The 24,864-nt window shown below is 61.7% G+C and carries 26 protein-coding genes; 14 read left to right on the top strand and 12 right to left on the bottom strand.

The window, feature by feature from the left end; translation table 11 throughout:
• Nucleotides 1–6: 6 nt before the first annotated feature.
• On the top strand, nt 7–618 hold the full coding sequence (locus PSH80_RS23160) for a PolC-type DNA polymerase III (protein ID WP_305418436.1): 612 nt from the start codon (nt 7–9) through the stop codon (nt 616–618).
• Nucleotides 619–795: 177 nt separating this feature from the next.
• Here PSH80_RS23160 and PSH80_RS23155 read toward each other — a convergent pair whose 3' ends face one another.
• Entirely contained in the window at nt 796–1,254 is a 459-nt protein-coding gene (locus tag PSH80_RS23155; protein ID WP_216311940.1) for an Lrp/AsnC family transcriptional regulator, read from the bottom strand.
• Between the two features lie 160 nt (nt 1,255–1,414).
• On the opposite strand from PSH80_RS23155, the gene yedA reads away from it, so the two are divergent.
• Nucleotides 1,415–2,311: a drug/metabolite exporter YedA gene (gene yedA / locus PSH80_RS23150; protein WP_057958360.1), complete on the top strand. Its 897-nt coding sequence runs from the start codon at nt 1,415–1,417 to the stop codon at nt 2,309–2,311.
• Between the two features lie 48 nt (nt 2,312–2,359).
• A complete protein-coding gene (locus PSH80_RS23145) occupies nt 2,360–3,691 on the top strand; it encodes a DEAD/DEAH box helicase (RefSeq protein WP_115129057.1) in 1,332 nt (443 codons plus the stop codon).
• Between the two features lie 118 nt (nt 3,692–3,809).
• On the opposite strand, the gene PSH80_RS23140 is transcribed toward PSH80_RS23145, so the two are convergent.
• Complete coding sequence (locus tag PSH80_RS23140) at nt 3,810–5,045, bottom strand: TIGR03862 family flavoprotein (RefSeq protein ID WP_216311939.1); 1,236 nt, start codon at nt 5,043–5,045, stop codon at nt 3,810–3,812.
• Nucleotides 5,046–5,217: 172 nt separating this feature from the next.
• Complete coding sequence (locus PSH80_RS23135; protein ID WP_198817583.1) at nt 5,218–6,138, bottom strand: histone deacetylase; 921 nt, start codon at nt 6,136–6,138, stop codon at nt 5,218–5,220.
• A 75-nt stretch (nt 6,139–6,213) separates the two neighbouring features.
• On the opposite strand from PSH80_RS23135, the gene PSH80_RS23130 reads away from it, so the two are divergent.
• The 3 genes from PSH80_RS23130 to PSH80_RS23120 all read left to right on the top strand — a co-directional run bounded on the left by PSH80_RS23130 (nt 6,214) and on the right by PSH80_RS23120 (nt 8,308).
• On the top strand, nt 6,214–6,783 hold the full coding sequence (locus tag PSH80_RS23130; protein ID WP_057958363.1) for a GNAT family N-acetyltransferase: 570 nt from the start codon (nt 6,214–6,216) through the stop codon (nt 6,781–6,783).
• Nucleotides 6,784–6,854: 71 nt separating this feature from the next.
• The gene (tesB, locus tag PSH80_RS23125) at nt 6,855–7,724 is read left to right on the top strand and encodes an acyl-CoA thioesterase II (RefSeq protein ID WP_057441166.1); all 870 of its coding nucleotides are present in this window, start codon (nt 6,855–6,857) and stop codon (nt 7,722–7,724) included.
• Nucleotides 7,721–8,308: an HAD family hydrolase gene (locus PSH80_RS23120; RefSeq protein WP_057958364.1), complete on the top strand. Its 588-nt coding sequence runs from the start codon at nt 7,721–7,723 to the stop codon at nt 8,306–8,308. Before tesB ends, PSH80_RS23120 begins: the two co-directional genes overlap by 4 nt.
• A gap of 52 nt (nt 8,309–8,360) precedes the next feature.
• Here the strand turns inward: PSH80_RS23120 and PSH80_RS23115 are convergent, their stop codons facing one another.
• From PSH80_RS23115 to PSH80_RS23105, 3 genes are read right to left on the bottom strand one after another with little or no spacing between them, the layout of a single operon-like run.
• Entirely contained in the window at nt 8,361–9,338 is a 978-nt protein-coding gene (locus PSH80_RS23115) for an alpha/beta hydrolase (protein ID WP_057958365.1), read from the bottom strand.
• A complete protein-coding gene (locus tag PSH80_RS23110) occupies nt 9,339–10,229 on the bottom strand; it encodes a neutral zinc metallopeptidase (RefSeq protein ID WP_057441162.1) in 891 nt (296 codons plus the stop codon).
• Nucleotides 10,230–10,281: 52 nt separating this feature from the next.
• The gene (locus PSH80_RS23105) at nt 10,282–10,695 is read right to left on the bottom strand and encodes a hypothetical protein (protein WP_057958367.1); all 414 of its coding nucleotides are present in this window, start codon (nt 10,693–10,695) and stop codon (nt 10,282–10,284) included.
• Nucleotides 10,696–10,890: 195 nt separating this feature from the next.
• Between PSH80_RS23105 and PSH80_RS23100 the strand changes: the two genes are divergently transcribed.
• A complete protein-coding gene (locus PSH80_RS23100; protein WP_057441158.1) occupies nt 10,891–11,769 on the top strand; it encodes a DMT family transporter in 879 nt (292 codons plus the stop codon).
• A gap of 1 nt (nt 11,770) precedes the next feature.
• Here PSH80_RS23100 and PSH80_RS23095 read toward each other — a convergent pair whose 3' ends face one another.
• Nucleotides 11,771–13,105: an MFS transporter gene (locus PSH80_RS23095; protein ID WP_057441156.1), complete on the bottom strand. Its 1,335-nt coding sequence runs from the start codon at nt 13,103–13,105 to the stop codon at nt 11,771–11,773.
• A gap of 255 nt (nt 13,106–13,360) precedes the next feature.
• On the opposite strand from PSH80_RS23095, the gene quiC reads away from it, so the two are divergent.
• A complete protein-coding gene (gene quiC, locus PSH80_RS23090) occupies nt 13,361–15,256 on the top strand; it encodes a 3-dehydroshikimate dehydratase QuiC (protein WP_216311938.1) in 1,896 nt (631 codons plus the stop codon).
• A gap of 71 nt (nt 15,257–15,327) precedes the next feature.
• Nucleotides 15,328–15,993: a TetR/AcrR family transcriptional regulator gene (locus PSH80_RS23085; protein WP_057958369.1), complete on the top strand. Its 666-nt coding sequence runs from the start codon at nt 15,328–15,330 to the stop codon at nt 15,991–15,993.
• 55 nt (nt 15,994–16,048) lie between these two features.
• Here PSH80_RS23085 and PSH80_RS23080 read toward each other — a convergent pair whose 3' ends face one another.
• Both PSH80_RS23080 and aroQ read right to left on the bottom strand, forming a co-directional pair.
• A complete protein-coding gene (locus PSH80_RS23080; RefSeq protein WP_169959801.1) occupies nt 16,049–16,903 on the bottom strand; it encodes a shikimate dehydrogenase in 855 nt (284 codons plus the stop codon).
• The gene (gene aroQ / locus PSH80_RS23075) at nt 16,900–17,337 is read right to left on the bottom strand and encodes a type II 3-dehydroquinate dehydratase (protein ID WP_032861827.1); all 438 of its coding nucleotides are present in this window, start codon (nt 17,335–17,337) and stop codon (nt 16,900–16,902) included. The genes PSH80_RS23080 and aroQ overlap by 4 nt, the downstream gene beginning before the upstream one ends.
• A 279-nt stretch (nt 17,338–17,616) precedes the next feature.
• Between aroQ and PSH80_RS23070 the strand changes: the two genes are divergently transcribed.
• From PSH80_RS23070 to PSH80_RS23060, 3 genes are all read left to right on the top strand, one after another.
• A complete protein-coding gene (locus PSH80_RS23070; protein WP_164844804.1) occupies nt 17,617–17,772 on the top strand; it encodes a hypothetical protein in 156 nt (51 codons plus the stop codon).
• Nucleotides 17,773–17,861: 89 nt separating this feature from the next.
• Complete coding sequence (locus PSH80_RS23065) at nt 17,862–18,290, top strand: hypothetical protein (protein WP_057958371.1); 429 nt, start codon at nt 17,862–17,864, stop codon at nt 18,288–18,290.
• A complete protein-coding gene (locus PSH80_RS23060; protein WP_057958372.1) occupies nt 18,287–18,724 on the top strand; it encodes a DUF2442 domain-containing protein in 438 nt (145 codons plus the stop codon). The genes PSH80_RS23065 and PSH80_RS23060 overlap by 4 nt, the downstream gene beginning before the upstream one ends.
• Before the next feature lie 79 nt (nt 18,725–18,803).
• On the opposite strand, the gene trmA is transcribed toward PSH80_RS23060, so the two are convergent.
• Together trmA and PSH80_RS23050 are read right to left on the bottom strand one after the other, a co-directional pair.
• Nucleotides 18,804–19,883 carry a tRNA (uridine(54)-C5)-methyltransferase TrmA gene (gene trmA / locus PSH80_RS23055; protein ID WP_128592783.1) on the bottom strand — a complete coding sequence of 360 codons (1,080 nt, stop codon included), beginning with the start codon at nt 19,881–19,883 and terminating at the stop codon, nt 18,804–18,806.
• On the bottom strand, nt 19,880–21,175 hold the full coding sequence (locus PSH80_RS23050; RefSeq protein WP_305418420.1) for an NCS2 family permease: 1,296 nt from the start codon (nt 21,173–21,175) through the stop codon (nt 19,880–19,882). Before PSH80_RS23050 ends, trmA begins: the two co-directional genes overlap by 4 nt.
• Before the next feature lie 211 nt (nt 21,176–21,386).
• Here PSH80_RS23050 and PSH80_RS23045 point away from each other — a divergent pair, with 211 nt between their 5' ends.
• Nucleotides 21,387–21,833, top strand: coding sequence for a DUF4879 domain-containing protein (locus PSH80_RS23045; protein ID WP_169990511.1), 447 nt, complete (start codon nt 21,387–21,389; stop codon nt 21,831–21,833).
• A gap of 14 nt (nt 21,834–21,847) precedes the next feature.
• Here PSH80_RS23045 and PSH80_RS23040 read toward each other — a convergent pair whose 3' ends face one another.
• Nucleotides 21,848–23,080 carry an MFS transporter gene (locus PSH80_RS23040; protein ID WP_057958374.1) on the bottom strand — a complete coding sequence of 411 codons (1,233 nt, stop codon included), beginning with the start codon at nt 23,078–23,080 and terminating at the stop codon, nt 21,848–21,850.
• Between the two features lie 343 nt (nt 23,081–23,423).
• Here PSH80_RS23040 and PSH80_RS23035 point away from each other — a divergent pair, with 343 nt between their 5' ends.
• Nucleotides 23,424–24,863: a cytochrome ubiquinol oxidase subunit I gene (locus tag PSH80_RS23035; protein ID WP_305418418.1), complete on the top strand. Its 1,440-nt coding sequence runs from the start codon at nt 23,424–23,426 to the stop codon at nt 24,861–24,863.
• The last annotated feature ends 1 nt before the right edge of the window (nt 24,864 follow it).

Raw genomic sequence — 24,864 nt, 5'->3', positions numbered from 1 at the left:
ACAGGTTTGGAACGTATAGCGGTCATCGACTTTGAAACCACCGGCATCTCGCCGAGCAGCAGTTGCCGGGCCACGGAAATCGCCGTGGTCATCCTGGAGCAGGGCCAGATCGTGGACCGCTACCAGAGCCTGATGAACGCCGGTGTGCGCGTGCCGGGGTTTATCGAGCAGCTGACCGGCATCAGCAATGCCATGCTGCGCAGCGCGCCGCCGGCCGAGCGGGTGATGAACGAGGTCAATGAATTTGTTGGCACCACGCCGCTACTGGCGCACAACGCCGCGTTCGACCAGAAGTTCTGGGACTTCGAACTGGGCCTGGTCCGCCGCACCCGCCTGCAAAAATTCGCCTGCTCGCTGCTCCTGGCCCGCCGGCTGATGCCCACGGCGCCCAACCACAAACTCGGCACCCTGACGTCCTATGCGCAATTGCCCCACACCGGCAAGGCTCACCGGGCGATGGCGGATGCTGAAATGGCGGCCAACCTCACCGGCCACCTGGCCCAGGAACTGCGCCGCACCCACGGCTTGCGCGAGTTGACCCATGATCTGCTGTGCAGCCTGCAAAAAGTGCCGGCAGCGAAGATCAATGACCATCTGAAGAAACATCGCGGGTTCTGATCCCGATTCTCAGAACGATAAAGAGCAAAATGTGGGCGTCGGGTGTGGGTAGGCCAGTTGGTGTATTCGTGGCTGATACACCGCTATCGCAGGCAAGCCAGCTCCCACATGGGATCGCATCCAGTCCGGGCAATCGGGTCAACTGTGGGAGCCGGGCTTGCCCGCGATAGCGCTCGCTCAGGCGCCGCCATTCTTTCCCTCCAAATACCCCAACGGCAACCGCCGCTCTACGGCGCTCGACAAGATGATCGAGGTTTTGCTGAACCCGAATTTCGCCACCCTGTTGATCAGGCTTTCCAGTTCCGGCATCGAACCCACCGCCGCCTGCATGATCACGCAGGGGTCGCCGGTGACCCGATGGCATTCGGTCAGTTCGGGGATTTCTGCCAGCGCGTCGTAGACTTTCTGGCTGCCGTTTTTGGTCAAGCGCAGTTCAATCGTGCACTGGATCGGCAGGCCGATCTTGGACAGGTCGACCTTGGCCTGGTAACCGGTGATCACTCCGCTGGCCTCCAGCTTGGCCACGCGTTCAGCCACGGCGGGGGGGGAGAGGTTTACGGTGCGGGCCAGTTGCGCGTAAGTGGCGCGACCATCCTTGAGCAGGGCGCTGAGGAGCATGCGATCGTATTTGTCCATGAATAAGGCTCTGGCAATGGCGGGCTTTCGAATACAAGGCTTATAGCCCTGATAACCATGATTTGAAAAGTGTATGGGCGCTTTAAACAGGTTTTGTAACTTATGTTTACTGGTGTGGATTTCTAAAATAACGATCCCTTGTCCTGCTGCAGAGCTGCCCATGCCTGGCCCACGTCGTTTTCCCTTACCGTTGATCGCAGCTTTTTTTGCGCTGTATGTGATTTGGGGGTCTACCTACCTGGTGATCCGTATTGGCGTGGAGTACTGGCCGCCGCTGATGTTGGCGGGGATTCGCTTCTGTACTGCGGGGGCGCTGATGTATGGCTACCTGCGCTGGCGCGGGGTGCCGGCACCGACCTGGGCGCAGTGGAAAGCCGCGGGCATGATCGGCATCTTGCTGCTGACCTTCGGTAATGGCGCAGTGAGTGTGGCTGAACACAGCGGCGTGACTTCCGGTGTCGCTGCGCTGGCCGTGGCGACGGTGCCGTTGTTTACCTTGCTCTGTGGATATTTCTGGGGCGCGCGTAATACCCGTCTGGAGTGGGCCGGGGTGATTCTGGGGATGATCGGCATTGCCATGCTCAACATGGGGTCCAACCTGCAATCGAGCCCGTTGGGCGCGGGGCTGCTGTTGTTTGCCGCCGCTTCCTGGGCTTTTGGTTCGGTATGGAGCCGGCACTTGCCGTTGCCCCAGGGCGCCATGGCCAGCGCCGCCGAAATGCTGATCGCCGGGGTGGTGCTGTTGATCGGCAGTGCACTCAAGGGCGAGCACCTGCAAGCGATGCCCCCGGTGGAAGGCTGGCTGGCCCTGGCTTACCTGACCGTCTTTGGCTCGATCATCGCCTTCAACGCTTATATGTACCTGCTCAAGCACGTGCGTCCGGCAGCGGCCACTAGCTATGCCTACGTCAACCCGGCGGTGGCGGTGTTGCTGGGCATCGTGTTTGTCGGCGAGACCATTGGCCTGGAAGAAGCCCTGGCGATGTTGGTGATTATCAGCGCCGTGCTGTTGATCAGCCTGCCCCAGTGGCGCAAGCCGAAGCCGGAAATAAGGTAAACTGCCGCGCATTACGCCCTTGCGCTGAATTTTTCCTACGGTAAACACATGACTTTCGCCACACTTGGCCTGATCGAACCCTTGCTGCGCGCCCTTGAGGCGCTTGGCTACCAGACCCCAACGCCGGTGCAGGCGCAAGCCATTCCGGCGGTGCTGGCCGGTCGCGACCTGATGGCTGCGGCCCAGACCGGCACCGGCAAGACCGCCGGCTTCGCCGTGCCGCTCCTGCAACTGTTGACCATGGAAGGGCCAAAAGTCACCGCCAACTCGGTGCGTGCGCTGATCCTGTGCCCGACCCGCGAGCTGGCCGAGCAGGTTCACGCCAGCGTCGCCCAGTACGCCGAGCACCTGCCGTTGACCACCTACGCGGTGTATGGCGGCGTCAGCATCAACCCGCAAATGATGAAGCTGCGCAAGGGGGTCGACGTGCTGGTGGCCACCCCTGGTCGCCTGATCGACCTGTTCCGCCAGAACGCGCTGAAACTCAATCAGCTGCAAACCCTGGTGCTGGATGAAGCCGACCGCATGCTCGACCTGGGTTTTTCCGAAGAGCTGGCGAACATTTACCGCATGCTGCCGAAAAAGCGTCAGACCCTGCTGTTTTCTGCGACCTTCTCCGATGACATCCGCCTGCTGGCCGGGCAGATGCTTATTGACCCGCTGAGCATCGAAGTCAGCCCGCGCAACGTCGCTGCCAACACCGTCAAGCAATGGGTGGTGCCGGTGGACAAGAAGCGCAAGGCGGAGCTGTTTGTGCATCTGATGCGCAAGGGCAAGTGGAAGCAGGTGCTGGTGTTCGCCAAGACCCGCAACGGTGTGGATGCATTGGTAGACAAGCTACAAGGCCTGGGGATCAATGCCGACGGCATCCACGGCGACAAGCCACAAGCCACGCGCCAGCGGGCACTGGACCGTTTCAAGGCCAGCGAGGTGCAGATCCTGGTGGCCACTGATGTGGCGGCCCGTGGCCTGGATATCGAAGATTTGCCGATGGTGGTCAACTTTGACCTGCCCATCGTTGCCGAGGACTACATCCACCGTATCGGCCGTACCGGCCGGGCCGGCAATACCGGCGAGGCGATTTCCCTGGTGTGTGCCGACGAAGTGAACATGCTCTCGGCCATCGAAATGCTGACCCGCCAGACCCTGACCCGCAAAATGGAACAGGACTTCGAACCGGAGCACCGCGTACCCGACACCGATGCCAGCGGGCAGGTGGTGAAGAAGCCGAAAAAACCGAAGAAGCCTAAGACGTCTGGTGGTGGCGGTAAGCGCAACCTGGGCAAGTGGGTGGAAAGCGGGGAAGTGGCGGCGGAACCGTCGATCAAGCCGGTGCGCAAAGTGCCTGTGTTTAATACCGGGCCGCGTAAGAAGAAGTAACTTCTTTGGCGTCTGTCAGGGCCTCATCGTAGGCAAGCAGCTCCCACATTTGAATGTGTTCACAGATCAAAATGTGGGAGCTGGCTTGCCTGCGAAGGCGGACCTGAGCTGCCCGCAACTATCGGCGCTGGAGCCACTCCAGCATGCCACGCCCCGCCATCCGCCCACTGGCAAAACACCCCGTCAGTAAATACCCACCTGTCGGTGCCTCCCAGTCCAGCATCTCCCCGGCACAAAATACCCCCGGTAGCTGCGAGAGCATCAAGCGCTCATCCAGCGCTTCAAACGGTACGCCGCCGGCGGTACTGATGGCTTCATCCATCGGCCGGGTTTTTACCAGCGTCAGTGGCAGTGCCTTGATATCCACAGCCAACTGCGCCGGATCATTGAAGTGACCTGTGGGCGCCAACTCGCGTAACAGCGCAGCCTTTACCCCATCCAGGCCCAACTGGCTGTGCAAATGCTTGCTCATCGAGCGTGAGCCACGGGGCTTGGCCAATGCGGCCTGCACCTTGTCCAGCGGCTTGCCCGGCAGCAGGTCGATGTGCACGGTGGCTGAACCGTCGCGGTGGATCGCTTCGCGAATCGGCGCCGACAGCGCGTAGATCAGACTGCCTTCGATACCGGTCGCGGTGATCACGCATTCGCCCAGGCGGGGTTTGTCATCCGCCAACCCTATGGCGACGTTTTTCAGCGGCGCGCCGGCGAATTTGCTCACCATTAATTCGCTCCAGGCTGACACCTCGAAGCCGCAGTTGCTGGGCTGCAGCGGGGTGCAGGGCACGCCTTGGTCTTCCAGCAACTTGAGCCAGGCGCCGTCCGAGCCCAGGCGCGACCAACTGCCACCACCGAGGGCCAGCAGTACGGCATCGCTGTGGACAGTCTTGTCGCCCTCCGGGCTGTGGATAATTAAGCCGCCGTCGGTATTCCAGCCCTGCCAGCGATGCCGGGTGTGGATAACTACCCCCTGGTCGCGCAGGCGCTTGAGCCAGGCGCGCAGCAGGGGGGCGGCTTTCATGTCGGTAGGAAACACACGGCCGGAGCTGCCGACAAAGGTTTCGATGCCCAAGCCATGAATCCATTCGCATAACGCCTCGGCACCAAACTGGCGCAGCAAGGGGGCAATGTCCGACGCGCGTTCGGCGTAGCGTGAAAGAAATGCCGGGTAGGCTTCGGAGTGGGTGATATTCATGCCGCCCACGCCCGCCAGCAGGAACTTGCGCCCCACCGATGGCATGCCGTCATACAGGTCCACCCGGACCCCGGCCTGGCTCAGGACTTCGGCAGCCATCAGCCCGGCGGGGCCGCCGCCGATGATCGTGACGTGAAAAGGCTGGGCTGGGATCTGAGGCATGGGGGTGACTGCGGTTCGGCGAAGTAGGGCGAGCATTCTACCCGAGGACCGCGAAACTGCCTGATCAAAAAACGTACACCTTCCTACATGCTATGTGGTGCCTGCCTTACAGGCGGTTACGCTCAAGTTATCCACAGGCCGTTCCACAGGCATTGTGGGTAACGCCCAGGTTTCAATGACAACCTGATGACGTCCACACCCGCTGCGCACTGTGGTGCAGGATGCCGTGGCGCCGGGCCAGGGCGTGGCGGTCCTTGCTGTAGCCGCCACCGATCACGCCCACCACCGGGATATCGCGGCCCAGGCAATGGCGCATCACGCTTTCGTCACGGGCGGTGACGCCTGCGTCTGTCAGCTTGAGGTAGCCGAGGGCGTCGTCCTTATGCACATCGACGCCCGCGTCATACAGCACCAGGTCGGGCTGATACAGCGGCAGCAGGTAGTTGAGGGCATCGTCCACCACCGTGAGGTAGTCGGCGTCGCCCATGCCCATGGGCAGCGGGATATCCCAGTCGCTGGCGGCCTTGCGCGCCGGGAAGTTCTTTTCGCAGTGCAGAGACACGGTAATGGCGTCCGGTGTGTCATGGAGGATACGCGCGGTGCCATCGCCTTGGTGCACGTCACAGTCGAAGATCAGCACCCGGTTGACTCGCCCACTGGCCAGTAGGAAATGGCTGATCACCGCCAGGTCATTGAAGATGCAAAAGCCCGCCGGGTAATCGTAATGGGCGTGGTGGGTGCCCCCCGCCAGGTGGCAGGCCAGGCCATGTTCCAGGGCCTGCTCGGCCGCCAGCAACGAGCCACCGACCGCGCGCACGGTGCGTCGGGCCAGGGCTTCGCTCCAGGGCAGGCCCAGGCGCCGCTGGTCTTCGCGGGACAACTCACCGCTCATATAACGTTCGATATAGCCAGGGTCATGGGCCAGGGCGAGCACTTGGGCCGGGCACAATTCGGGGCGCAGCAGTTGGCTGTCCTGGGTCAGGCCGCTGTCGACCAGGTGATCGCGCAGCAGCCGGAATTTATCCATGGGGAAGCGATGATCCGCCGGGAACTCGGGGCTGTAGTCGTCGTGGTAGATCAATGGCAAAGGCATGGCAATTTCTGACAGGAACCAACGACGGATCTTAACAGCGCTGTACACTCACGCACATGGCAAGGGAGGGGAACGATGGAGCCGATACTGCAGTTGGAAAGCGCGCGCCTGGTGTTGCGCCAATGGCGCGACAGCGATTTGCCGGAGTTTGCCCGGATGTGCGCCGACCCGCAGGTGATGCGCTATTTCCCGGCACCCCTGGACCGCCTGGAAAGCGCGGCATTGATCGGGCGAATACGTGGGCATTTTGCCGAGTATGGGTTTGGTGCGTGGGCCCTGGAGCGTAAGGACAGCGGCGAATTTATCGGCCTGACGGGGTTGATGAATGTCGGCTTTGACGCCGACTTCACCCCGGCGGTGGAGATTGGCTGGCGCCTTGCCCGCGAGCACTGGGGCCTGGGTTTTGCCAGTGAAGCGGCCTGGACTGCATTGCGTTGTGGTTTTGACCGTTTGCAGTTGGAAGAAATAGTGGCCTTCACCACCGAGGCCAACCTGCCGTCGCAGAAAGTCATGCAGGCCATCGGTATGCATTACGATCCGGCGGCAGATTTTCAGCATCCCAGGCTCGCGGCGGACGATCCGCTGCGCCATCATGTGTTGTACCGCATCACCCGCGCCCAATGGTTGGATACGCTGCACGGATAGGCAGGCCGCCCGATGTTATTACCCGCCGCAGCCAAGACTGCGCGGTTTTGCTTTGTGTGAGGAGAGTTTGAATGAGCCAAGTGTTGGAAGATCTGGTCGACTTGCTGACCCTGGAACCGATTGAAGAAAACCTCTTCCGCGGCCGCAGCCAGGACTTGGGTTTTCGCCAACTGTTCGGCGGCCAGGTTTTGGGCCAGTCGCTGTCGGCAGCCAGCCAGACCGTCGAAGAAGCGCGGCATGTGCATTCGTTGCACGGCTATTTCCTGCGCCCAGGCGACGCTGGGCTGCCAGTGGTCTATCAAGTGGACCGGGTGCGCGATGGTGGCAGCTTCAGCACGCGCCGGGTGACGGCGATCCAGAAGGGCAACCCGATCTTCACCTGCAGCGCCTCGTTCCAGTACGACGAAGAAGGCTTCGAGCACCAGACCACCATGCCGGTGGTGGTGGGCCCGGAGAACCTGCCGTCGGAGCTGGAACTGACCCGGCAGCGTGCGCACCTGATCCCCGAGACCATGCGCGAAAAACTGCTGTGCCCCAAGCCGATTGAAGTGCGCCCAGTGACCGAAAAAGATCCGTACAACCCGCAGCCGTCCGACCCGGTCAAGTATGTGTGGTTTCGCGCCGATGGCGCCCTGGCCGATTTGCCGGCGCTGCATAAATACCTGCTGGCCTACGCCTCGGACTTCGGCCTGCTGACCACCTCGTTGCTGCCCCATGGCAAGACCGTGTGGCAGAAGGACATGCAAGTGGCCAGTCTTGACCATGCGCTGTGGTTCCACGCTGACCTGCGGGCCGATGACTGGTTGCTGTACGCCATGGACAGCCCATGGGCCGGCAATTCCCGCGGGTTCTCCCGTGGCAGCGTGTATAACCGCGCGGGCCAACTGGTGGCCTCGGTGACCCAGGAAGGCCTGATTCGCCATCGCAAGGATTGGGCATGAGCCTCACGGACGTAAAACACTGGGTGTTCGACATGGACGGCACCCTCACGGTGGCCGTGCATGATTTTGCGGCGATCCGCGTGGCCCTGGATATTCCGCCTGCCGATGACATTCTCACCCACCTGGCTGCGTTGCCAGCAGCGGAGGCGGCGGCCAAGCATGCCTGGTTGCTGGAGCATGAGCGCGAACTGGCGCTGGGCTCGGTAGCGGCCACGGGCGCGGTGGAGTTGGTGCGCGACCTGGCAGCACGGGGCTGTCGCCTGGGGATCCTGACGCGCAACGCCCAGGAGCTGGCGCACATCACCTTGAAAGCCATCGGCCTGGCGGACTGTTTTGCCGTGGAAGATGTGCTGGGCCGCGACGACGCCCCGCCCAAGCCTGATCCCGGTGGCCTGTTGAAACTGGCCCAGGCCTGGGATGTGGCGCCGGCCGAGATGGTCATGGTGGGCGACTATCGCTTCGACCTGGATTGCGGCCGGGCGGCGGGGACGCGGACGGTGCTGGTCAACCTGCCCGAAAACCCATGGCCGGAACTGGCAGATTGGCATGCGCAAGACTGCGCAGCACTGCGCCAGATGATCTAGCCCAGGCACCACGCATCACCGGTAGGAGCTGGCTTGGGTTTTCCCTGGGGGATTAGTGGAACAAGGCCTTCTGCCCCAGCGGCGAGGTAAACATCTTGTCGCCGTCATGCCCAACCCCAGGCACTTCAATCAACCTCTGGCTCAACTGCGGATGCCGCTGCTTGAGGTAGTCAAAGTAGTTATGCCCGCGAATCAGCCGATACGCGCCCTGGCTCTCGGCCGCGCAGCTCTTGTCCAGGGCCGGGTGGTTGGGGTCGGTGTCCTGCTGGCCCAGCAGGTAGGTGATATCCCGCGCGGCGTAGGCTTTTTCCAGTTGCTGGGGGCTTTGGCCGTTGGCGTAGGCCGGCAGTTTTTGCATGCCGTACTTCCAGTCATTGAACTGCGGGCAACTGCCCGGCGCTAACTGCACTGGGCGCTGCGGGCTGAAGTAGGCGTAGGACGATGGGTTGGCGATCACATAGCGCAGGCTGATGCCGGCGGCTTGCAGGGCCGGGTGATCATGGCCGGTCAGGGCAAAGCGCTGTACCACCTGGCCGCCACCGGAATGCCCGGCGACCACTATTTCCTTGAGGGCCGGGAACAGTTGGCGGTTGCCCAGGTGCTTGATGATCTGGTCCAGGGCGCCGTAGGAACTGATCTGGCCATGACCGATTGACGAATCGCCCGCCATCCATCCATTGCCGTGCCAGCGCAGTACGCTGTCGCCCAGGTGATGGCGCTGGATATCGGCATCGTTGAGAAACTGCGGTGCGATCACCAGGGTGTTGGCGCCTTGCCCCGCGTGGGCGGCGGCATCTTCGGCGCTTTTGAGGTAAGTCTGGGCGTTGCGCAGGCGCCCATGCACGATGATCAGCGCCCGAGTGATCTGCGGCAGTGGCTGGCGCCAGTCCTGGCTAAGGCCCAGGCTCAGGTCGCCGGCTTGCAGGGAGAAACGCTCGGGGCTGACAACCTTGACCGCCTGCCCGGCGGCGAAGGGGGTGGTGGCGCAACCGATCATCAACCCCAGCAGCCATCCGGCTCGTTTACTCATTTACAGACTCTTGGCCGAAAAGGTATCGCATTGGCTGATCTGGCCCTGGGCAAACCCGGTCTTGAACCAGCGAACCCGCTGTTGCGACGTGCCGTGGGTGAACGAGTCGGGAACCACACGGCCCTGGCCCTGTTGCTGCAAGCGGTCGTCGCCGATGGCGTTGGCGGCGTTCAGCGCTTCTTCGATATCGCCCGGTTCCAGCCAGTTCAGGCGCTTTTGCGCGCGGTTGGCCCAGACCCCGGCGAAACAGTCGGCTTGCAGTTCCTGGCGGACCAGCAGGCCACCATCGCCCTGCATCTGCCGGCCTTGCTGGCGTGCGACCTGGATTTTCGAGGAAATGCCCAGCAGGGTTTGCACGTGGTGGCCGACTTCGTGGGCGATCACATAGGCCTGGGCAAAGTCGCCGGCCGCCTGGAAGCGCTGGGACATTTCGCGGAAGAAATCCAGGTCCAGGTAGACCTGCTGGTCGGCCGGGCAATAGAACGGGCCGCTGGCGGAGGTCGCGCCACCGCAGGCAGAATTCACCCGGCCACGGAACAGGATCAGCTTGGGGTTCTTGTAAGTCAGGCCGTTTTCCTGGAACACCTGGCCAAAGGTGTCTTCGGTGTCGCCCAGCACGGCGCGTACGAAATCTGCCTGCTCATCATTGGCGGGCGGCGCCTGGCGTGTTTGCGGGCTGACCGAAGGGGCCTGTTCAGTCATCTGGCCGCTCAGTTGCCCGAGGATCTGCATCGGGTCCTGGCCGGTGAGCAGGCCGATGCCGACGATCAGCACAATGGCGGTCAGGCTCAGGCCCTTGCCACCCCCAAAACGCATGCCGCCGCCACCGCCGCCGCCGTCATTGCGCGCGTCGACCACGTTGTCGCTGCGTCGACCCTTTTTCCATAGCATGGGGCAATCCTCTTGATGATCGTGTTGTTAGCGCCGTGATTGAGTATGGCCGTTATTCGCGGCAATACCCTTCGCCCGTATTGACCACCAGGCAATCTTTTTTATCAGCCAGCCATTTCAAACCGGTGGCGGCGCCGTCGCCGGCACGCAGTATTTGCGGGCCGTCCGGGCGGTTGAAGGTGATGCCGTCTTCGCTGGCCTGGCCCTTGAAGGTGCCGGAGGCGTCGGCATCGAGGCCGTACTGCATGCTCAGCAAGTAATGCCCGCGGCCGATGCTGTCGTCCTTGCTGACGGTCAGGTGCAGGCCTTCGACGCCGACCCACTTGCCGACCCATTTGTCGGTGGGCAGGGTCTCCGGGACCAGGGTCGCTTGTACGGAAGGCGGCGCCGGCTTGGGCGGCTCGGGTGTTTTATCGCAGGCACTGAGCAGGGCGAGGGTCGAGAGAATAAACAGTGTTTTTTTCATAATGGATTGGCCTTGATTAAAAAAAGCGCAATGGCTGGCTGGCGTGCAGCGTTGGACTGGGTTTAGGCGATTTAGTGCGCTGATCGCCCGCTGTTTGGTTATGCTCTTGAGACCGATGCACCACCCGCTCTAGATTAGCGCGTTGAGTGCCACTGCTTGCGGCGGTCATTTCAGCCTGTCACGCACGAGAATTCAATGACCCTCAGCACTCCTCTTTCCGGCGTCAACCATCCCTTCAAGGGCATCGTGCTGATTGTGCTGGCGACGTTTCTGTTTTCCAGCCATGACGCGTTGTCCAAATACCTCGCCGGCTTTTACCCCATCGTGATGGTGGTATGGGCCCGGTACATGGTGCATACGTTGCTGATGGCGGGGATTTTCCTGCCGCAATCGGGCTTGCGTGTACTGCGCAGCAAGCGCCCGTTGTTGCAGGTGGCCAGGGCGTTGTGCCTGCTGGGCACCAGCCTGTTTTTTACCGCTGCCCTGCATTACATCCCGCTGGCCGAAGCCACCGCAGTGAACTTCCTCGCGCCGATCCTGGTGACGGCCCTGTCGGTGCCGCTGCTGGGCGAGCATGTGACGCGGGGCCAGTGGCTGGCGGTGATCTGCGGGTTTGTCGGGGTGATCATCATTGTGCACCCGGGCGGTGAGCTGTTCACCCCGGCGGTGTTGTTGCCATTGGTCTCGGCGTTGTTCTTCTGTTTCTACCAACTGCTGACCCGCATCCTCAGCCAGTACGACAGCCCGACCACCAGCAACTTCTTCGCCGGCCTGTGCAACACCCTGGTGATGAGCGCGCTGGTGCCGTTCTTCTGGCAGGTACCGACCCTGGGCCATGGCCTGTTGATGCTGGCACTGGGCACCTGTGGGATGACCGCGCACTTGATGCTGACCCAGGCCTTCCGCTTCGCTGCACCGGCGTTACTGGCACCGTTCGGCTATTGCCAGATCGTGTTTGCGGGGCTGTTGGGCTGGCTGGTGTTCAATCACACCCCGGACCTGACCACGGTGGTCGGGATCGGGGTGATCTGCCTGAGTGGCTTGGCCGCTGCCTGGCAGCAGCGGCGGCGTTGAGTCACACCGCGACGGTGGGGATCTTGCGCGGCGCCATGAAGTACATCCAGGTCAGGGCGATGAAGTACATCGCCGGGATCAGGGTGAACAGCACGGTGTAGTTGTTATTGGTCACGGTCAGGATATGGCCGACGATCTGCGTCATAAACATCCCGCCGATAGCCGCGCACATCCCGCCAAAGCCAAATACCGTGCTCATCATGTGCTTGGGGGTGTAGTCCATCACCAGGCTCCAGATATTGGCGGTCCAGGCCTGGTGCGCGCCGATGGCCAGGGAGATGGCAAACACTGCGACCCACAGCTGGCTGGAGCCGGCGGCCATGATCACGCCGACGATGCAGCAGGCAAACAGCAGCATCGACAGCAGGCGCGCCTTGATCGGCTGCATGCCGCGTCCGATCAGGAACGAGGACAGAATCCCGCCGCCCACACTGCCGAAGTCTGCCGTCAGGTAAATGATGATCAGCGGGATACCCATCTGGGTCACGTTGATCCCCAGGCTGTATTGCTGGTTGAGGAACGGCGGCAGCCAGTAGAGGTAGAACCAGAACACCGGGGCGGTCAGGGCGTAGGCAATGGCGAAGGCCCAGGTGCCACGCATGCGCAGGATACGGCTGAAGGGCACGCGGGGTTGTTCGGGCTCGACTTCCTGTTGCACGTAGTCCAGTTCCGACTGTTTTACGCTCGGATGGTCTTCGGGGTTGTAGTACTTCAGGCCCCAGAACACCAGCCAGATCCCACCCAGGGCAGCCATGCATAAAAATGCAGCCTGCCAGCCCCACACATGCAGCACCAGTGGCAACAGCATTGGCGTGAGCATGGCGCCGACGTTGGTGCCGGCGTTGAAGATCCCGGTAGCCACCGCGCGCTCGCCGGCGGGGAACCACAGGCGGGTAGTCTTGACGCAGGCGGGGTAGTTGGCCGCTTCGGTGAGGCCGAGGATAAAGCGGCAGACCATAAAGCCCACCGCCGAAGTCGCCAGGCCGTGGGCGCCGGTGGCGATGCTCCACAGCAGCACCGCGCAGAAGAACACACGCTTGACGCCGACGCGGTCGATCAGCCGGCCTTGCAGCACAAAACCAATGGCATAACCGACCTGGAACCAGAAGTTGATGTTGGCGTAGTCCATCGCCGTCCAGCTCATCTCTTTGGCCAGGATCGGTTGCATCACGCCCAGAGCGGCGCGGTCGATGTAGTTCAAGGTGGTGGCAAAAAACACCAGGGCCAACATGCCCCAGCGGGTTTTGCCGACGGCGAGGGCGCCGCGAATCTTGTCGCCAATGGCCGCTTGCGGGTTGCCGGGGCGCGGGGCCACGGCGGAATTTTGCGAAGGCATGAGAGGTACCCGTTTTTTGAAATTTTTATGGTGTGTTCTGGGTCTTGATCACAGGTTTGCGCCTTAAAAAAAGCGGCCCTGGATGCGCATTCGATGGTGCGCAGTGGCTAAAAAATCGTCAATTCGCCAATCGCCATTGTGTTCGATAATCGCCCGAAAAACTAACTGATTGGTACATTTTGAATTGCTGCTTTATCGCGCGCGGCCAATAATTTGCCGCAAACAAGACCACCCATCATTGCCGGGAGTCACCCCATGCAACGTTCCATCGCCACTGTTTCCCTGAGCGGCACCCTGCCGGAAAAGCTCGAAGCCATTGCTGCGGCCGGGTTCGATGGGGTGGAAATCTTCGAGAACGACTTGCTGTATTACGACGGCAGCCCGCGTGAAGTGCGGCAGATGTGTGCCGATCTGGGCATTGCCATCACGTTGTTCCAGCCGTTTCGTGATTTTGAAGGATGTCGCCGCGACCGCCTGGCGCGCAACCTGGAACGGGCCGAACGCAAATTCGACCTGATGCAGGAACTGGGCACCGACCTGGTGCTGGTGTGCAGCAATGCTTCTGCCGATTCCACGGGCGAATATTCGATCCTGCGCGATGACCTCAGCCTGTTGGCCGAACACGCCGGGCGCCGTGGCTTGCGCATTGGCTATGAAGCCCTGGCCTGGGGGCGGCACGTCAACACCTGGCAACAGGTCTGGCAACTGGTGCACGAGATTGACCACCCCAGCCTCGGGGTGTTGCTGGATAGTTTTCATACCTTGTCGCTCAAGGGTGATCCGACGGCTATCGCCCAGATCCCTGGCGACAAGATCTTCTTTGTGCAAATGGCCGACGCGCCGCTGCTGGCCATGGACGTGCTGGAGTGGAGCCGGCACTTTCGCTGCTTCCCCGGCCAGGGCGAGTTCGACCTGCCGGGTTTTCTCGCGCCGATCATCCAGAGTGGCTACACCGGGCCGCTGTCCCTGGAGATTTTCAACGATGGCTTTCGCGCCGCGCCCACCCGGGCCAACGCGGCGGATGGTTTGCGCTCGTTGCTGTACCTGGAAGAGAAGACCCGCCAACGCCTGCAGCAACAGGCCACGCCGCTGGATATCCTGTTTGAGACCCCGGCTGCCAGCGAGTACGACGGCATCGAATTCCTCGAGTTTGCGGTGGATGAAAACCTCGGCGCCCGCCTGACCCAATGGCTGCAACGCCTGGGCTTCGTCAAGGCCGGGCAGCACCGTTCCAAGAGCGTGAGCCTGCTGCGCCAGGGCGATATCAACCTGATCCTCAACTGCGAGCCGTACTCCTTTGCCCACAACTTTTTCGAGGCCCATGGCCCGTCGTTGTGCGCCACGGCGATTCGCGTCAAGGACAGTGCCAAGGCCCTGGAACGGGCGGTGGCCTACAAGGGCCAACCCTATCGCGGGCTGGTCGGGCCCAATGAGCTGGAGCTGGCGGCGGTACGCGCGCCGGATGGCAGCCTGATCTACCTGGTGGACCAGCACGCCGGCGGGATCTACCACACTGATTTCAACCTGCAGGCCGCCAGCACCGGCGGCGGCGGGCTGCTGCGCATCGACCATATGGCCATGGCCCTGCCGGCCGACAGCCTCGACAGTTGGGTGCTGTTCTACAAGAGCCTGCTGGATTTCGAGGCCGACGATGAGGTGGTGTTGCCGGACCCCTACGGCCTGGTCAAGAGCCGGGCGCTGCGCAGCCGTTGCAGTTCGATCCGCTTGCCGCTGAATATTTCCGAGAACCGCAACACGGCGATTTCCCACGCGTTATCCAGCTACCGTGGCTCCGGCGTGCATCACATTGCCTTTGATTGCGCGGATATTTTCGCCGAGGTCAGCCGGGCCAAGGAGGCGGGCGTGCCGCTGCTGGATATCCCACTCAATTACTACGATGACCTGGCGGCGCGTTTTGATTTCGACGATCAGTTCCTCAGCGAGCTGGCGTACTACAACGTGTTGTACGACCGTGATGCCCAGGGCGGTGAGCTGTTTCACGTGTACACCGAACCCTTTGAAGGGCGGTTTTTCTTCGAGATTATCCAGCGCAAGAACGGTTACGCCGGCTATGGCGCCGCGAATGTGGCGGTACGCCTGGCGGCGATGGCCAAGTCGCGCAGTGGGGCAGTGCGCCAGGCCAGGCTGTAGGGCGTTGCCGCTTCCTTCGTACGGCATGGCAGCCCATAATCACGGCCTGCATAAATGGCCGTGAGCGCACCATGACCCCGACCTCCGAACTGCCCGACGCCCCCCTGGCGCCGCGCAAGAGCCGCAAGAACAACCCGGAAAAGACCCGCGAGAACATTCTGCAAGAAGCCATTGTCGAGTTCGTGCAGCAGGGGCTTTCGGGGGCGCGGGTGGACGCCATCGCTGAGCGCATCCACACCTCCAAGCGCATGATCTATTACTACTTCGGCAGTAAGGAACAGCTGTACGTCGAGGTCCTGGAAAAGCTCTACGGGGATATCCGCAACACCGAAACCCGGATGAACCTCACTGAACTGGAACCCCGTGAAGCAATCCGGCGCCTGGTGGAATTCACCTTCGACCACCACGACCAGAATGTGGATTTTGTGCGGATTGTCAGCATCGAGAACATTCACAACGCCGAGTATGTGAAGCAGTCGGACGCGATCAAGGCGATGAACAGCAATATCCTTGAAGCACTGGGCGCGACCTTGCGCCGAGGCGCGGAGCTGGGGGTGTTCCGCGCTGGGCTGGAGCCGCTGGATGTGCATTTGCTGATCAACTCGTTCAGCTTTTACCGGGTATCCAACCGGCATACCTTCAGTGAGATTTTTCAGATCGAATTGTCGGATGAAGCAATCAAGCAGCGGCATCGGGCGATGATCTGCGAGTCGGTGCTGCGTTACCTGCAAGCCTGATTTCCCCACCGAACTCAATGTGGGGCGAGTCAGCTCCCACATTAGGATCCGGTTTCTACAGTGAAGTATTCATGCTCTGGAAATGAGCGAGCATCCTTTGTGCATCTGCTTTCTCACCACTGAACAACTCGAACGCCTTCACCGCCTGGAACACCGCCATATTCCCCCCATCCAGGGTGCGGCAACCCAGCGCCCGGGCGTTGCGTAGCAGCTCGGTTTCCAGCGGGAAATAGACGATCTCCGCGACCCACAAATCCGCGCGCAACAATGCTGCTGGCACGGGCATCCCCGGTAGCTTGGCCATGCCCATGGGCGTGGTGTTGACCAGGCCGTCAGCCGCCGCCATCGCGTGACCCAGGTCGCTGCCGGCACACGCTCGGTCAGGGCCAAAGTGTTGGTTGAGGTTGGCGGCCAGGCTTTGGGCGCGGTCGTGATCCATATCGAAAATACTCAACTGGCCGACACCTTCGGCCAACAGCGCGTGGGCCACCGCCGCGCCTGCGCCACCGGCGCCCATCTGCACCACGCGTTGGCGCGCAGCGTCATGCAGGCCACGGCGAAACCCTTCGGCAAAACCCAGGCAGTCGGTGTTGTGACCGATGCGCTTGCCATCGCGCCAGACCACGGTGTTGACCGCGCCGATGCCCCGGGCTTCGGGCGACAGCTCATCGAGCAACGGCAGGATCGCTTGCTTGCATGGGTAGGTGATGTTCAATCCGGTGAAGTTCATCTGTTCGGCGGCCTTGAGCAGATCGGGCAGGGCGCTGCTGTCCAGTTGCAGCGGGTCCAGGTCGATCAGGCGATACAAGTAGCGCAGACCCTGGGCATCGCCTTCCTGCTCATGCAGGGCCGGCGTGCGGGACGCCTGGATGCCGGCGCCGATCAGCCCGGCAAGAATACGCGGTTTCATTTGAGCTCCCGGCTGAAATGCTCGAGGGCCAGGTGATAACCGTGGCTGCCAAACCCGGCGAGCACGGCCTTGGCAATGGGCGAGACGAAAGAGTGATGACGGAACGGTTCGCGGGCATGCACGTTGGACAAATGCACTTCGATCACCGGCAGTTCACTGGCCACCAGGGCGTCGCGAATGGCCACCGAGGTATGGGTCCAGGCCGCCGGGTTGATCACAATGCCCGCACAACGAGCGCGGGCGCCATGGATCCAGTCCAGCAACTCGCCTTCGTGGTTGGTCTGGCGAAATTCCAGTTTCAGCCCGAACTGTTCGGCGCTACGCCCGCATAGGGCGGCGACGTCAGCCAGGGTCTCGTGGCCATAGGTGGCCGGTTCGCGGGTGCCGAGCAGGTTCAGGTTGGGGCCGTTGAGGACCAGCACAATAGGCGGCATGGGGGTGTCTCCACTGTTGTTTTTATGGATGGAGACAAAATGTACTGAATGGTTAATTTGGTCAATTGGCCAAGCGCGGTGCTGCAGATAACCGTTCGATTATCGAACGGTGAATGCAGCCTGTCGGGACTGTCCAAGAGTTGATGTCAATTGGAAACCATTCTCGACAAAACTTAAGATGCCCGCCTGTTTGCTTTACTTCCCCCGGGATCCGCAGCACCGCGCTCAAGGGCCAGGTCACTGACCGGTCGCCCCCATGGCGGCAACTCGGCAGAGCGGGTGTTTCCCAGCCCGTATCTCAAGGCTGAAGAGTCGCGGGATTGGGAGATGGGCGTCAATGTGTTCAAGGAGGGGCTGTTTTTCAACGACGACCGCCTGGGCATCTGCGGTTACAACCCGGCATTTGAAGCGGTGCCAGTCGTTACTAGTCTGTGAGGCAGCTCTGGCAATTTGAAGAGGCCGGCTGTCGGCTGGGGCTGGATAAAGCATTGGTCGGCGACAAATAACCTAACGGATGGGTTACGATGAAAGTAGGCACTTACAAGGGATATGTGATTGCAGTGTTGCTCAGGGATGAGCATTGCCCGCCGCACGTACATGTCATGGGCAAGGACTGGGATGCGCGTTTTCGCTTCAGTTTCCTGGATGGGGACGTGGCGTTGTGGGATGTGTATCCCGAGCGGCGGCGACCAGCCACTAGCGTTCTGGAAGGCATTCGCCAGACCTTGATGCAGCCGCATTATCTGGCGCGGGCACAAAGGATCTGGTGGGAGAAGCTGCAAACAGTCTGCCTGGAGAACCATTCCTGGGATTGGGAGGCCGACGAGGTCGTGCCGGGGTTGGTCATCCGGCGAGGTGTCTACGTGATCGCCAGGGCCCGGCACGATGTGGCGGGGCGGCGAACCATCTTGAACCTGGTGAGGGCGCCAGGATCCGTGGAGATTGAGTTATGAAAACGGTAAAAGCCAAAGTCCGGCCTGATGCACCGATCACTGACGCCGATGTTGATAAGGCCGTGGCCCGTGGGCGCAAGCTCAAGCGGGTGTACGCCAATGCCAGCTCCGTGCACTACCAGGACGACTGCATTTCCATCGGCTTCGGCGACGGCAGCCGCATCCTGTTGCCGGTGGCCGGTCTCTCTGAATTCGAAGGTTTTTCTGCGCAGGACTTCCAGGCGCTGGAGGTCGGTTTTGGCGGCAAGGCACTGTGCTGTGAAGCTCGTGATCTGCATGTTTCCATCACTGGCCTGGTCGCTACGAGTCAGCCCCTGATGGACCTGGCGGCGAGCATGGTGGCATCGCGCAACGGCCGTAAAACCAGCGCCGCCAAGTCCGCAGCCGCCCGTGCTAATGGCAAGAAGGGCGGGCGGCCACGCAAGGAGGAGTGATGCACAGCCGGGGGAGTGGGCTTATGTGGGAGCGGGCAAGCCCACTCCCACATTTTTCTAGGTGTGCCGGGGCCGAGGGTTAGCGCCGGGTCAGCAGCACGCCTGATTCCATATGGTGGGTCCACGGGAACTGGTCAAACATTGCACACTGGGTAATGCGGTGCGTGTCGTGCAGTTGCGCGATGTTCGCCGCCAGCGTCTCCGGGTTGCAGGAGATGTACAGGATGTTCTCGAAGCGCCGGGTCAATTCGCAGGTGTCCGGGTCCATGCCTGCGCGGGGCGGGTCGACGAAGACGCTGCCGAACGCGTAGCTCTTGAGGTCGATACCGTGCAAGCGTCGGAACGGCCGTACTTCGTTCAGGGCTTGGGTCAGTTCTTCAGCGGACAGGCGCACCAGGGTGACGTTATCCACCGCGTTTTCATCGAGGTTGCTCAGGGCGGCGTTGACCGAGGTCTTGCTGATCTCGGTGGCCAGCACTTTGCGCACGCGGGTGGCCAGGGGCAGGGTGAAGTTGCCGTTGCCGCAATACAGCTCCAGCAGGTCATCGCTGCGATCGCCGAGGGCCCCATAGGCCCAGTTGAGCATCTTCTGGTTCACCGTGCCGTTGGGCTGGGTGAAGGCACCTTCGGGCTGACGATAGCTGAAGGTGCGACCGCCGACATCGAGTTTCTCGACCACGTAGTCGTGGCCGATCACATCGCGCTTGCCCTTGGAGCGGCCGATGATGCTGACGTTCAGATCGGCAGCCAGTTTGTTGGCCGCCGTGTGCCAATGCTCGTCCAGCGGGCGGTGATAGCACAGCGTGATCATCGCGTCGCCGGCCAGGGTGGTGAGGAACTCCACCTGGAACAGTTTGTGGCTCAGGGCAGCGCTGGCTTGCCAGGCGGCCTTGAGTTGCGGCATCAACTGGTTGATGCGCAGGCTGGCGATGGGGAATTCTTCGATCAGGATCGGCGTGCGCTTGTCATCCTGGGAGAACATCGCGTAATGGCGCTGACCCCCTTCGCGCCACAGGCGAAACTCGGCGCGCAGGCGGAAGTTCTGCAGGGGCGAATCGAACACCTGCGGCTCGGGCGCGTCGAACGGCGCGAGCAGGTCACGCAAGCGCGTGACCTTTTCTTGCAGTTGCAGGGCGTAACTTGCTGCGTCAAAAGTCATGCGGGGAACCAGCCTAGCTTGATCACGAACAGAATCGACAGGATCACCAGCGCTGGGTTGAGTTCACGGTAGCGGCCCGTAAGCAGCTTGATACCGGTCCAGGCGATGAAGCCGAAGGCGATGCCGTTGGCGATGGAGTAAGTGAAGGGCATCGCCAGGGCGGTGATTACCACGGGCGCTGCAACGGTGATGTCGTCCCAGTCGATTTCCGCCAGGCCCGAGGTCATCAGCACCGCGACAAACAGCAGCGCGGGGGCGGTGGCAAACGCCGGGACGCTGGCCGCCAGCGGCGAGAAGAACAGTGCCAGCAGGAACAGGATTGCCACGACGATGGCGGTCAGCCCGGTGCGGCCACCGGCACTCACGCCAGCAGCCGACTCGATGTAGCTGGTGGTGGTCGAGGTACCCAGCAGCGAGCCGGCCATGGCTGCGGTACTGTCGGCGATCAGGGCGCGGCCCATTTTCGGCATGTGACCGTCCTTGCCCATCAGGCCGGCGCGCTTGGCAACGCCGATCAGGGTGCCGGAGTTGTCGAACAGGTCCACGAACAGGAAGGCGAAGATCACGCTGATCAAGCCCACGTCCAGGGCGCCGGCGATATCCAGTTGCAGGAAGGTCGGGGCCAGGGAAGGTGGCATTGATACCACGCCGCCAAAGGGGGTGACGCCCAGCGCGATGGCGGCGATGGTCACCGCGAGGATGCCGATCAGTACTGCACCGCGCACTTTTAGCGCTTCCAGGGCCACGATCAGGAAGAAACCCAGGGTGGCGAGGATCGGTGCCGGCTTCGCCAGGTCGCCCATGCCCAGCATGGTCGCTGGGTTGCTGACCACGATCCCGGCGTTATGCAGGGCGATCAGCGCCAGGAACAGGCCGATACCGGCAGCAATCGCCGAACGCAGGGGCAGGGGGATGGCATTGATGATCCATTCGCGGATGCGGAAGATCGACAGCAGGAAAAACAGCACGGCAGAGATAAATACCGCACCCAGCGCCACCTGCCAGGTATGGCCCAGGTGCAGGACCACGGTGTAGGTAAAGAAGGCGTTCAGGCCCATGCCCGGTGCCAGGGCAATCGGGTAGTTGGCGATCAGACCCATGATCGTCGAGCCGATGGCCGCTGCCAGGCAGGTGGCGAAAAACAGCGCGCCCTTGTCCATGCCGGTCTCGCCGAGAATGCTCGGGTTGACGAACAGGATGTAGGCCATGGCCAGGAATGTCGTGATACCGGCCAGAATCTCGGTACGCACGTTAGTGTTGTGTGCCTTGAGTTGAAACAGCTTTTCCAGCATGCCTGCTCCCTGTGGCGCATTCGGCGCCGTGATTTGTTGACCTCAAAGTCAAAGCACAAACTGCGCCAAGCGCCGCGTGTTTTCTACAGAGGATCGGAAAAAGCGGCGCATCATACCAGCAGGTCGACGACCTGTGGCGCCCGGCCTCGGTTTTGTTGAGTGTGGCCTTGAGGCATACTCCGTCGACGTTCAGTCCAGGGTCATCCAGAGCATGAAAAAAGCCATCGCGTGGAGTCTAGCTCCGTTCGCCTGTCTCGGCCTGTGGCTGGCGGTGGCACCGGCGTGGGGCGCGCCTGCACCGGCCTTGAGCGAAGTGCGGGTGTTCCAGGTGCAGTCCCAGGGCTGCAGCGAGTCCATCGCCGAGGGCGCCGACCGTACCCGGCAGTGCCAGCACCGTGGGGCGACGCGGGTCTCGGTGATGGAAGTGGGGCTGGGCAACAATTCCATCGCGACCTTTGATGGGGCGCGGCTTGCGGGACAAAAGACGGCGATTTGCCAGGTCGGCTCCGTCAGCCAGGCCTGCAATGGCGCTGGTACATTGATGGGCTACATCTATGTATTTGACGTGGATATCCGCGCCGCAGGCTGGTTCGAGTACAGCAACACGTCGATCAACGCGCCCCGCAATACCCTGGTGACTCAGTTACGCATCCAGTGATGGCTCCTGCAGGTTCAGGGCGCTTCGGCCGGCATATGCATGCGGTCCCGATTGGCCAGGGTCGGGAACAGCTTGATCCACACCCCGGTCACCACCAGCGTCCCGACCCCGCCCAGCACCACGGCGGGTACCGTGCCCAGCCAGTGGGCCGTGACGCCGGACTCAAATTCGCCCAACTGATTGGACGCGCCAATAAACAGCCCATTGACCGCGCTGACCCGCCCGCGCATTTCATCGGGGGTTTCCAGCTGTACGAATGAGGCACGGATCACCATGCTGATCATGTCCGCCGCCCCCAGCACCACCAGCACCGCCAGGGAGAACCAGAACGAGGTGGACAGGCCAAAGGCAATGGTCGCCACGCCAAACACGCCGACCGCGGTAAACATCACCCGGCCCACACGCCGGTCCACGGCAAACCGTGCCAGCCACAATGACATCAACAGCGCGCCGACTGCCGGAGCCGAGCGCAGCAGCCCCAGGCCCCAGGGGCCGGTCAACAGGATGTCCTTGGCAAACACCGGCAGCAACGCCGTGGCGCCGCCCAACAACACGGCAAACAGGTCCAGGGAAATTGCCCCGAGGATGTCCGGCCGGCTGCGGATAAAACGAATCCCGGCGAGCAGCGAGTCGAGGGTGGCCTTGCCCTTGTTCAGCGGGGTCTGCCGCGCGGGGAGGTTGAGGGTCAGCATGCAGGCAATCAGGTACAGCAGCACCGTCGGGCCATACACCCAGGCGCTGCCGAAGGCATAAAGCAGGCCGCCCAGGGCCGGCGCGACGATGGTTGCCGATTGCTGGGCCGACTGCGCCGCCGCCACTGCCCGAGGGAACAGGGCGCTGGGCACGATGCTCGGCAGCAGGGCCTGGGTTGTGGGCATTTCGAAGGAGCGGGCAGAGCCCAGCAGGAAGGCGAGGATAAAAATCATCTCGCGGGTGACATTGTCCGTCAGGCTGCCAATCACCAGCGCCAGAGCAATCAATGCTTGCAACGTCTGGCAAATGGCAGCGACTTTACGCCGTTCATAACGGTCCGCCACATGCCCGGTGTGCAGCATAAACAGCACCCGCGGCACAAATTCCACCAGGCCCACCAGCCCCAGGTCCAGCACATTGCCAGTCAGTTGGTAGAGGTTCCAGCCGATGGCCACGGTGAGCATCTGGAAGCCGCTGGCGGTAAAAATCCGCGCCAGCCAGAACGCGATGAAAGGGCGGTGATGACGTAACAGCAGCGGGGTTTCACTGGGCATCGGCAAGGACTGGACTGAACCTGGGAAGCGCCGAGATTAGCATCAAGCTGTAACAAATAGTTGCTGGAAAAGAAATATCCTTAGCAAGACATCTATTTCGCTGAGTCAACCTGTCACGCGGCAAAAGACCACACAGTCCAACCTGGAAAATGGGACTACTCTTTCATCGATGCTTGATCCAGATCAATGCTGATTGCAGCGCTGGTGTGGCGGCCAACAGGCCAGAATCCCTACGTGGTTGGTAAAAAAAGAACGAATTGCAATTCGCCACACTCCATATCCGTGGGGGCAGTGGGTGCAGGCCCCCAGCCAGCAGCCGGTATTACCTGACAGAGGAAGACTTATGTTCGGTTTGGAGGCGCTAGATCTCGCCCGAATTCAATTCGCATTCACCATCTCGTTCCATATCCTGTTCCCGGCCATCACCATTGGCCTGGCCAGTTACCTTGCGGTGCTGGAAGGTCTGTGGCTCAAGACCCACAACGATACCTACCGTGACCTCTACCATTTCTGGTCGAAGATCTTTGCCGTCAACTTCGGCATGGGGGTGGTCTCGGGCCTGGTCATGGCCTATCAGTTCGGTACCAACTGGAGTCGTTTCTCGGACTTCGCCGGCTCCGTCACGGGGCCCTTGCTGACCTATGAAGTACTCACCGCGTTCTTCCTCGAAGCCGGCTTTCTTGGGGTGATGCTGTTCGGCTGGAACAAGGTCGGGCGCAAGCTGCACTTCTTTGCCACGGTGATGGTGGCCGTCGGTACGTTGATCTCGACCTTCTGGATCCTCGCCTCCAACAGTTGGATGCAGACCCCCCAAGGTTTTGAAATCGTCAATGGTCAGGTGATTCCAACCGACTGGATGGCGGTGATTTTCAACCCTTCGTTCCCCTATCGCCTGGCCCACATGGCCACGGCAGCGTTTGTCGCCACCGCGTTCTTCGTCGGCTCCTCGGCGGCCTGGCACCTGCTGCGGGGCAAGGACAACCCGGCGATCCGCACCATGTTGTCGATGGCGATGTGGATGGCCTTGATCGTTGCGCCGATCCAGGCGGTGATCGGTGACTTCCACGGCCTCAACACCCTCAAGCACCAGCCGGCGAAAATTGCGGCGATTGAAGGCCACTGGGAAAACGTCGGTAACGAGCCGACCCCGCTGATCCTGTTCGGCTGGCCGGACATGAAGGAAGAGCGCACCAAGTACAAAGTGGAAATCCCCTACCTGGGCAGCCTGATCCTTACCCACTCCCTGGACAAGCAAGTGCCGGCCCTCAAGGAGTTCCCGCCTGAGGATCGCGCCAACTCGACCATCGTGTTCTGGTCGTTCCGCATCATGGTCGGCCTGGGCCTGTTGATGATCTTCACCGGCCTGTTCAGCCTCTGGCTGCGCAAGGGCGACAGGCTGTACACCAACAAACCGTTCCTGTACCTGGCGCTGTGGATGGGCCCGTCGGGGTTGATTGCGATCCTGGCCGGCTGGTTCACCACCGAAATCGGGCGCCAGCCCTGGGTGGTCTACGGCTTGATGCGCACGGCGGACGCGTCCTCCAACCACAGTGTGATGCAGATGAGGATCACCCTGGTGCTGTTTGTGGTGGTGTACTTCGCCCTGTTTGGCGCCGGCCTGGGCTACATGATGCGCCTGGTGCGCAAAGGCCCGGTCACCCACGAAAGTACCGAACCGGCCCACGGCGGCCCCGGGCAGAAACGCACCCCGGCGCGTCCATTGTCGGCGGCCGATGACAGCGGCGACGCCGATCACGGCGACACTCTGAACAAGGGGAATTGAG

Origin of the sequence: Pseudomonas sp. FP818, assembly GCF_030687335.1 — a bacterium.
Taxonomy (GTDB): Bacteria; Pseudomonadota; Gammaproteobacteria; order Pseudomonadales; family Pseudomonadaceae; genus Aquipseudomonas; species Aquipseudomonas shahriarae.
Note: the sequence above shows the minus strand (reverse complement) of the source record. Positions and strands in the feature narration are given on the sequence as shown.

What these genes read in the sequence shown, in the direction of transcription:
- PSH80_RS23155 (WP_216311940.1), bottom strand. Translation starts at nt 1,254, where the DNA reads ATGGACAAATACGATCGCATGCTCCTCAGCGCCCTGCTCAAGGATGGT.
- yedA (WP_057958360.1), top strand. Translation starts at nt 1,415, where the DNA reads ATGCCTGGCCCACGTCGTTTTCCCTTACCGTTGATCGCAGCTTTTTTT.
- PSH80_RS23145 (WP_115129057.1), top strand. Translation starts at nt 2,360, where the DNA reads ATGACTTTCGCCACACTTGGCCTGATCGAACCCTTGCTGCGCGCCCTT.
- PSH80_RS23140 (WP_216311939.1), bottom strand. Translation starts at nt 5,045, where the DNA reads ATGCCTCAGATCCCAGCCCAGCCTTTTCACGTCACGATCATCGGCGGC.
- PSH80_RS23135 (WP_198817583.1), bottom strand. Translation starts at nt 6,138, where the DNA reads ATGCCTTTGCCATTGATCTACCACGACGACTACAGCCCCGAGTTCCCG.
- PSH80_RS23130 (WP_057958363.1), top strand. Translation starts at nt 6,214, where the DNA reads ATGGAGCCGATACTGCAGTTGGAAAGCGCGCGCCTGGTGTTGCGCCAA.
- tesB (WP_057441166.1), top strand. Translation starts at nt 6,855, where the DNA reads ATGAGCCAAGTGTTGGAAGATCTGGTCGACTTGCTGACCCTGGAACCG.
- PSH80_RS23120 (WP_057958364.1), top strand. Translation starts at nt 7,721, where the DNA reads ATGAGCCTCACGGACGTAAAACACTGGGTGTTCGACATGGACGGCACC.
- PSH80_RS23115 (WP_057958365.1), bottom strand. Translation starts at nt 9,338, where the DNA reads ATGAGTAAACGAGCCGGATGGCTGCTGGGGTTGATGATCGGTTGCGCC.
- PSH80_RS23110 (WP_057441162.1), bottom strand. Translation starts at nt 10,229, where the DNA reads ATGCTATGGAAAAAGGGTCGACGCAGCGACAACGTGGTCGACGCGCGC.
- PSH80_RS23105 (WP_057958367.1), bottom strand. Translation starts at nt 10,695, where the DNA reads ATGAAAAAAACACTGTTTATTCTCTCGACCCTCGCCCTGCTCAGTGCC.
- PSH80_RS23100 (WP_057441158.1), top strand. Translation starts at nt 10,891, where the DNA reads ATGACCCTCAGCACTCCTCTTTCCGGCGTCAACCATCCCTTCAAGGGC.
- PSH80_RS23095 (WP_057441156.1), bottom strand. Translation starts at nt 13,105, where the DNA reads ATGCCTTCGCAAAATTCCGCCGTGGCCCCGCGCCCCGGCAACCCGCAA.
- quiC (WP_216311938.1), top strand. Translation starts at nt 13,361, where the DNA reads ATGCAACGTTCCATCGCCACTGTTTCCCTGAGCGGCACCCTGCCGGAA.
- PSH80_RS23085 (WP_057958369.1), top strand. Translation starts at nt 15,328, where the DNA reads ATGACCCCGACCTCCGAACTGCCCGACGCCCCCCTGGCGCCGCGCAAG.
- PSH80_RS23080 (WP_169959801.1), bottom strand. Translation starts at nt 16,903, where the DNA reads ATGAAACCGCGTATTCTTGCCGGGCTGATCGGCGCCGGCATCCAGGCG.
- aroQ (WP_032861827.1), bottom strand. Translation starts at nt 17,337, where the DNA reads ATGCCGCCTATTGTGCTGGTCCTCAACGGCCCCAACCTGAACCTGCTC.
- PSH80_RS23065 (WP_057958371.1), top strand. Translation starts at nt 17,862, where the DNA reads ATGAAAGTAGGCACTTACAAGGGATATGTGATTGCAGTGTTGCTCAGG.
- PSH80_RS23060 (WP_057958372.1), top strand. Translation starts at nt 18,287, where the DNA reads ATGAAAACGGTAAAAGCCAAAGTCCGGCCTGATGCACCGATCACTGAC.
- trmA (WP_128592783.1), bottom strand. Translation starts at nt 19,883, where the DNA reads ATGACTTTTGACGCAGCAAGTTACGCCCTGCAACTGCAAGAAAAGGTC.
- PSH80_RS23050 (WP_305418420.1), bottom strand. Translation starts at nt 21,175, where the DNA reads ATGCTGGAAAAGCTGTTTCAACTCAAGGCACACAACACTAACGTGCGT.
- PSH80_RS23045 (WP_169990511.1), top strand. Translation starts at nt 21,387, where the DNA reads ATGAAAAAAGCCATCGCGTGGAGTCTAGCTCCGTTCGCCTGTCTCGGC.
- PSH80_RS23040 (WP_057958374.1), bottom strand. Translation starts at nt 23,080, where the DNA reads ATGCCCAGTGAAACCCCGCTGCTGTTACGTCATCACCGCCCTTTCATC.
- PSH80_RS23035 (WP_305418418.1), top strand. Translation starts at nt 23,424, where the DNA reads ATGTTCGGTTTGGAGGCGCTAGATCTCGCCCGAATTCAATTCGCATTC.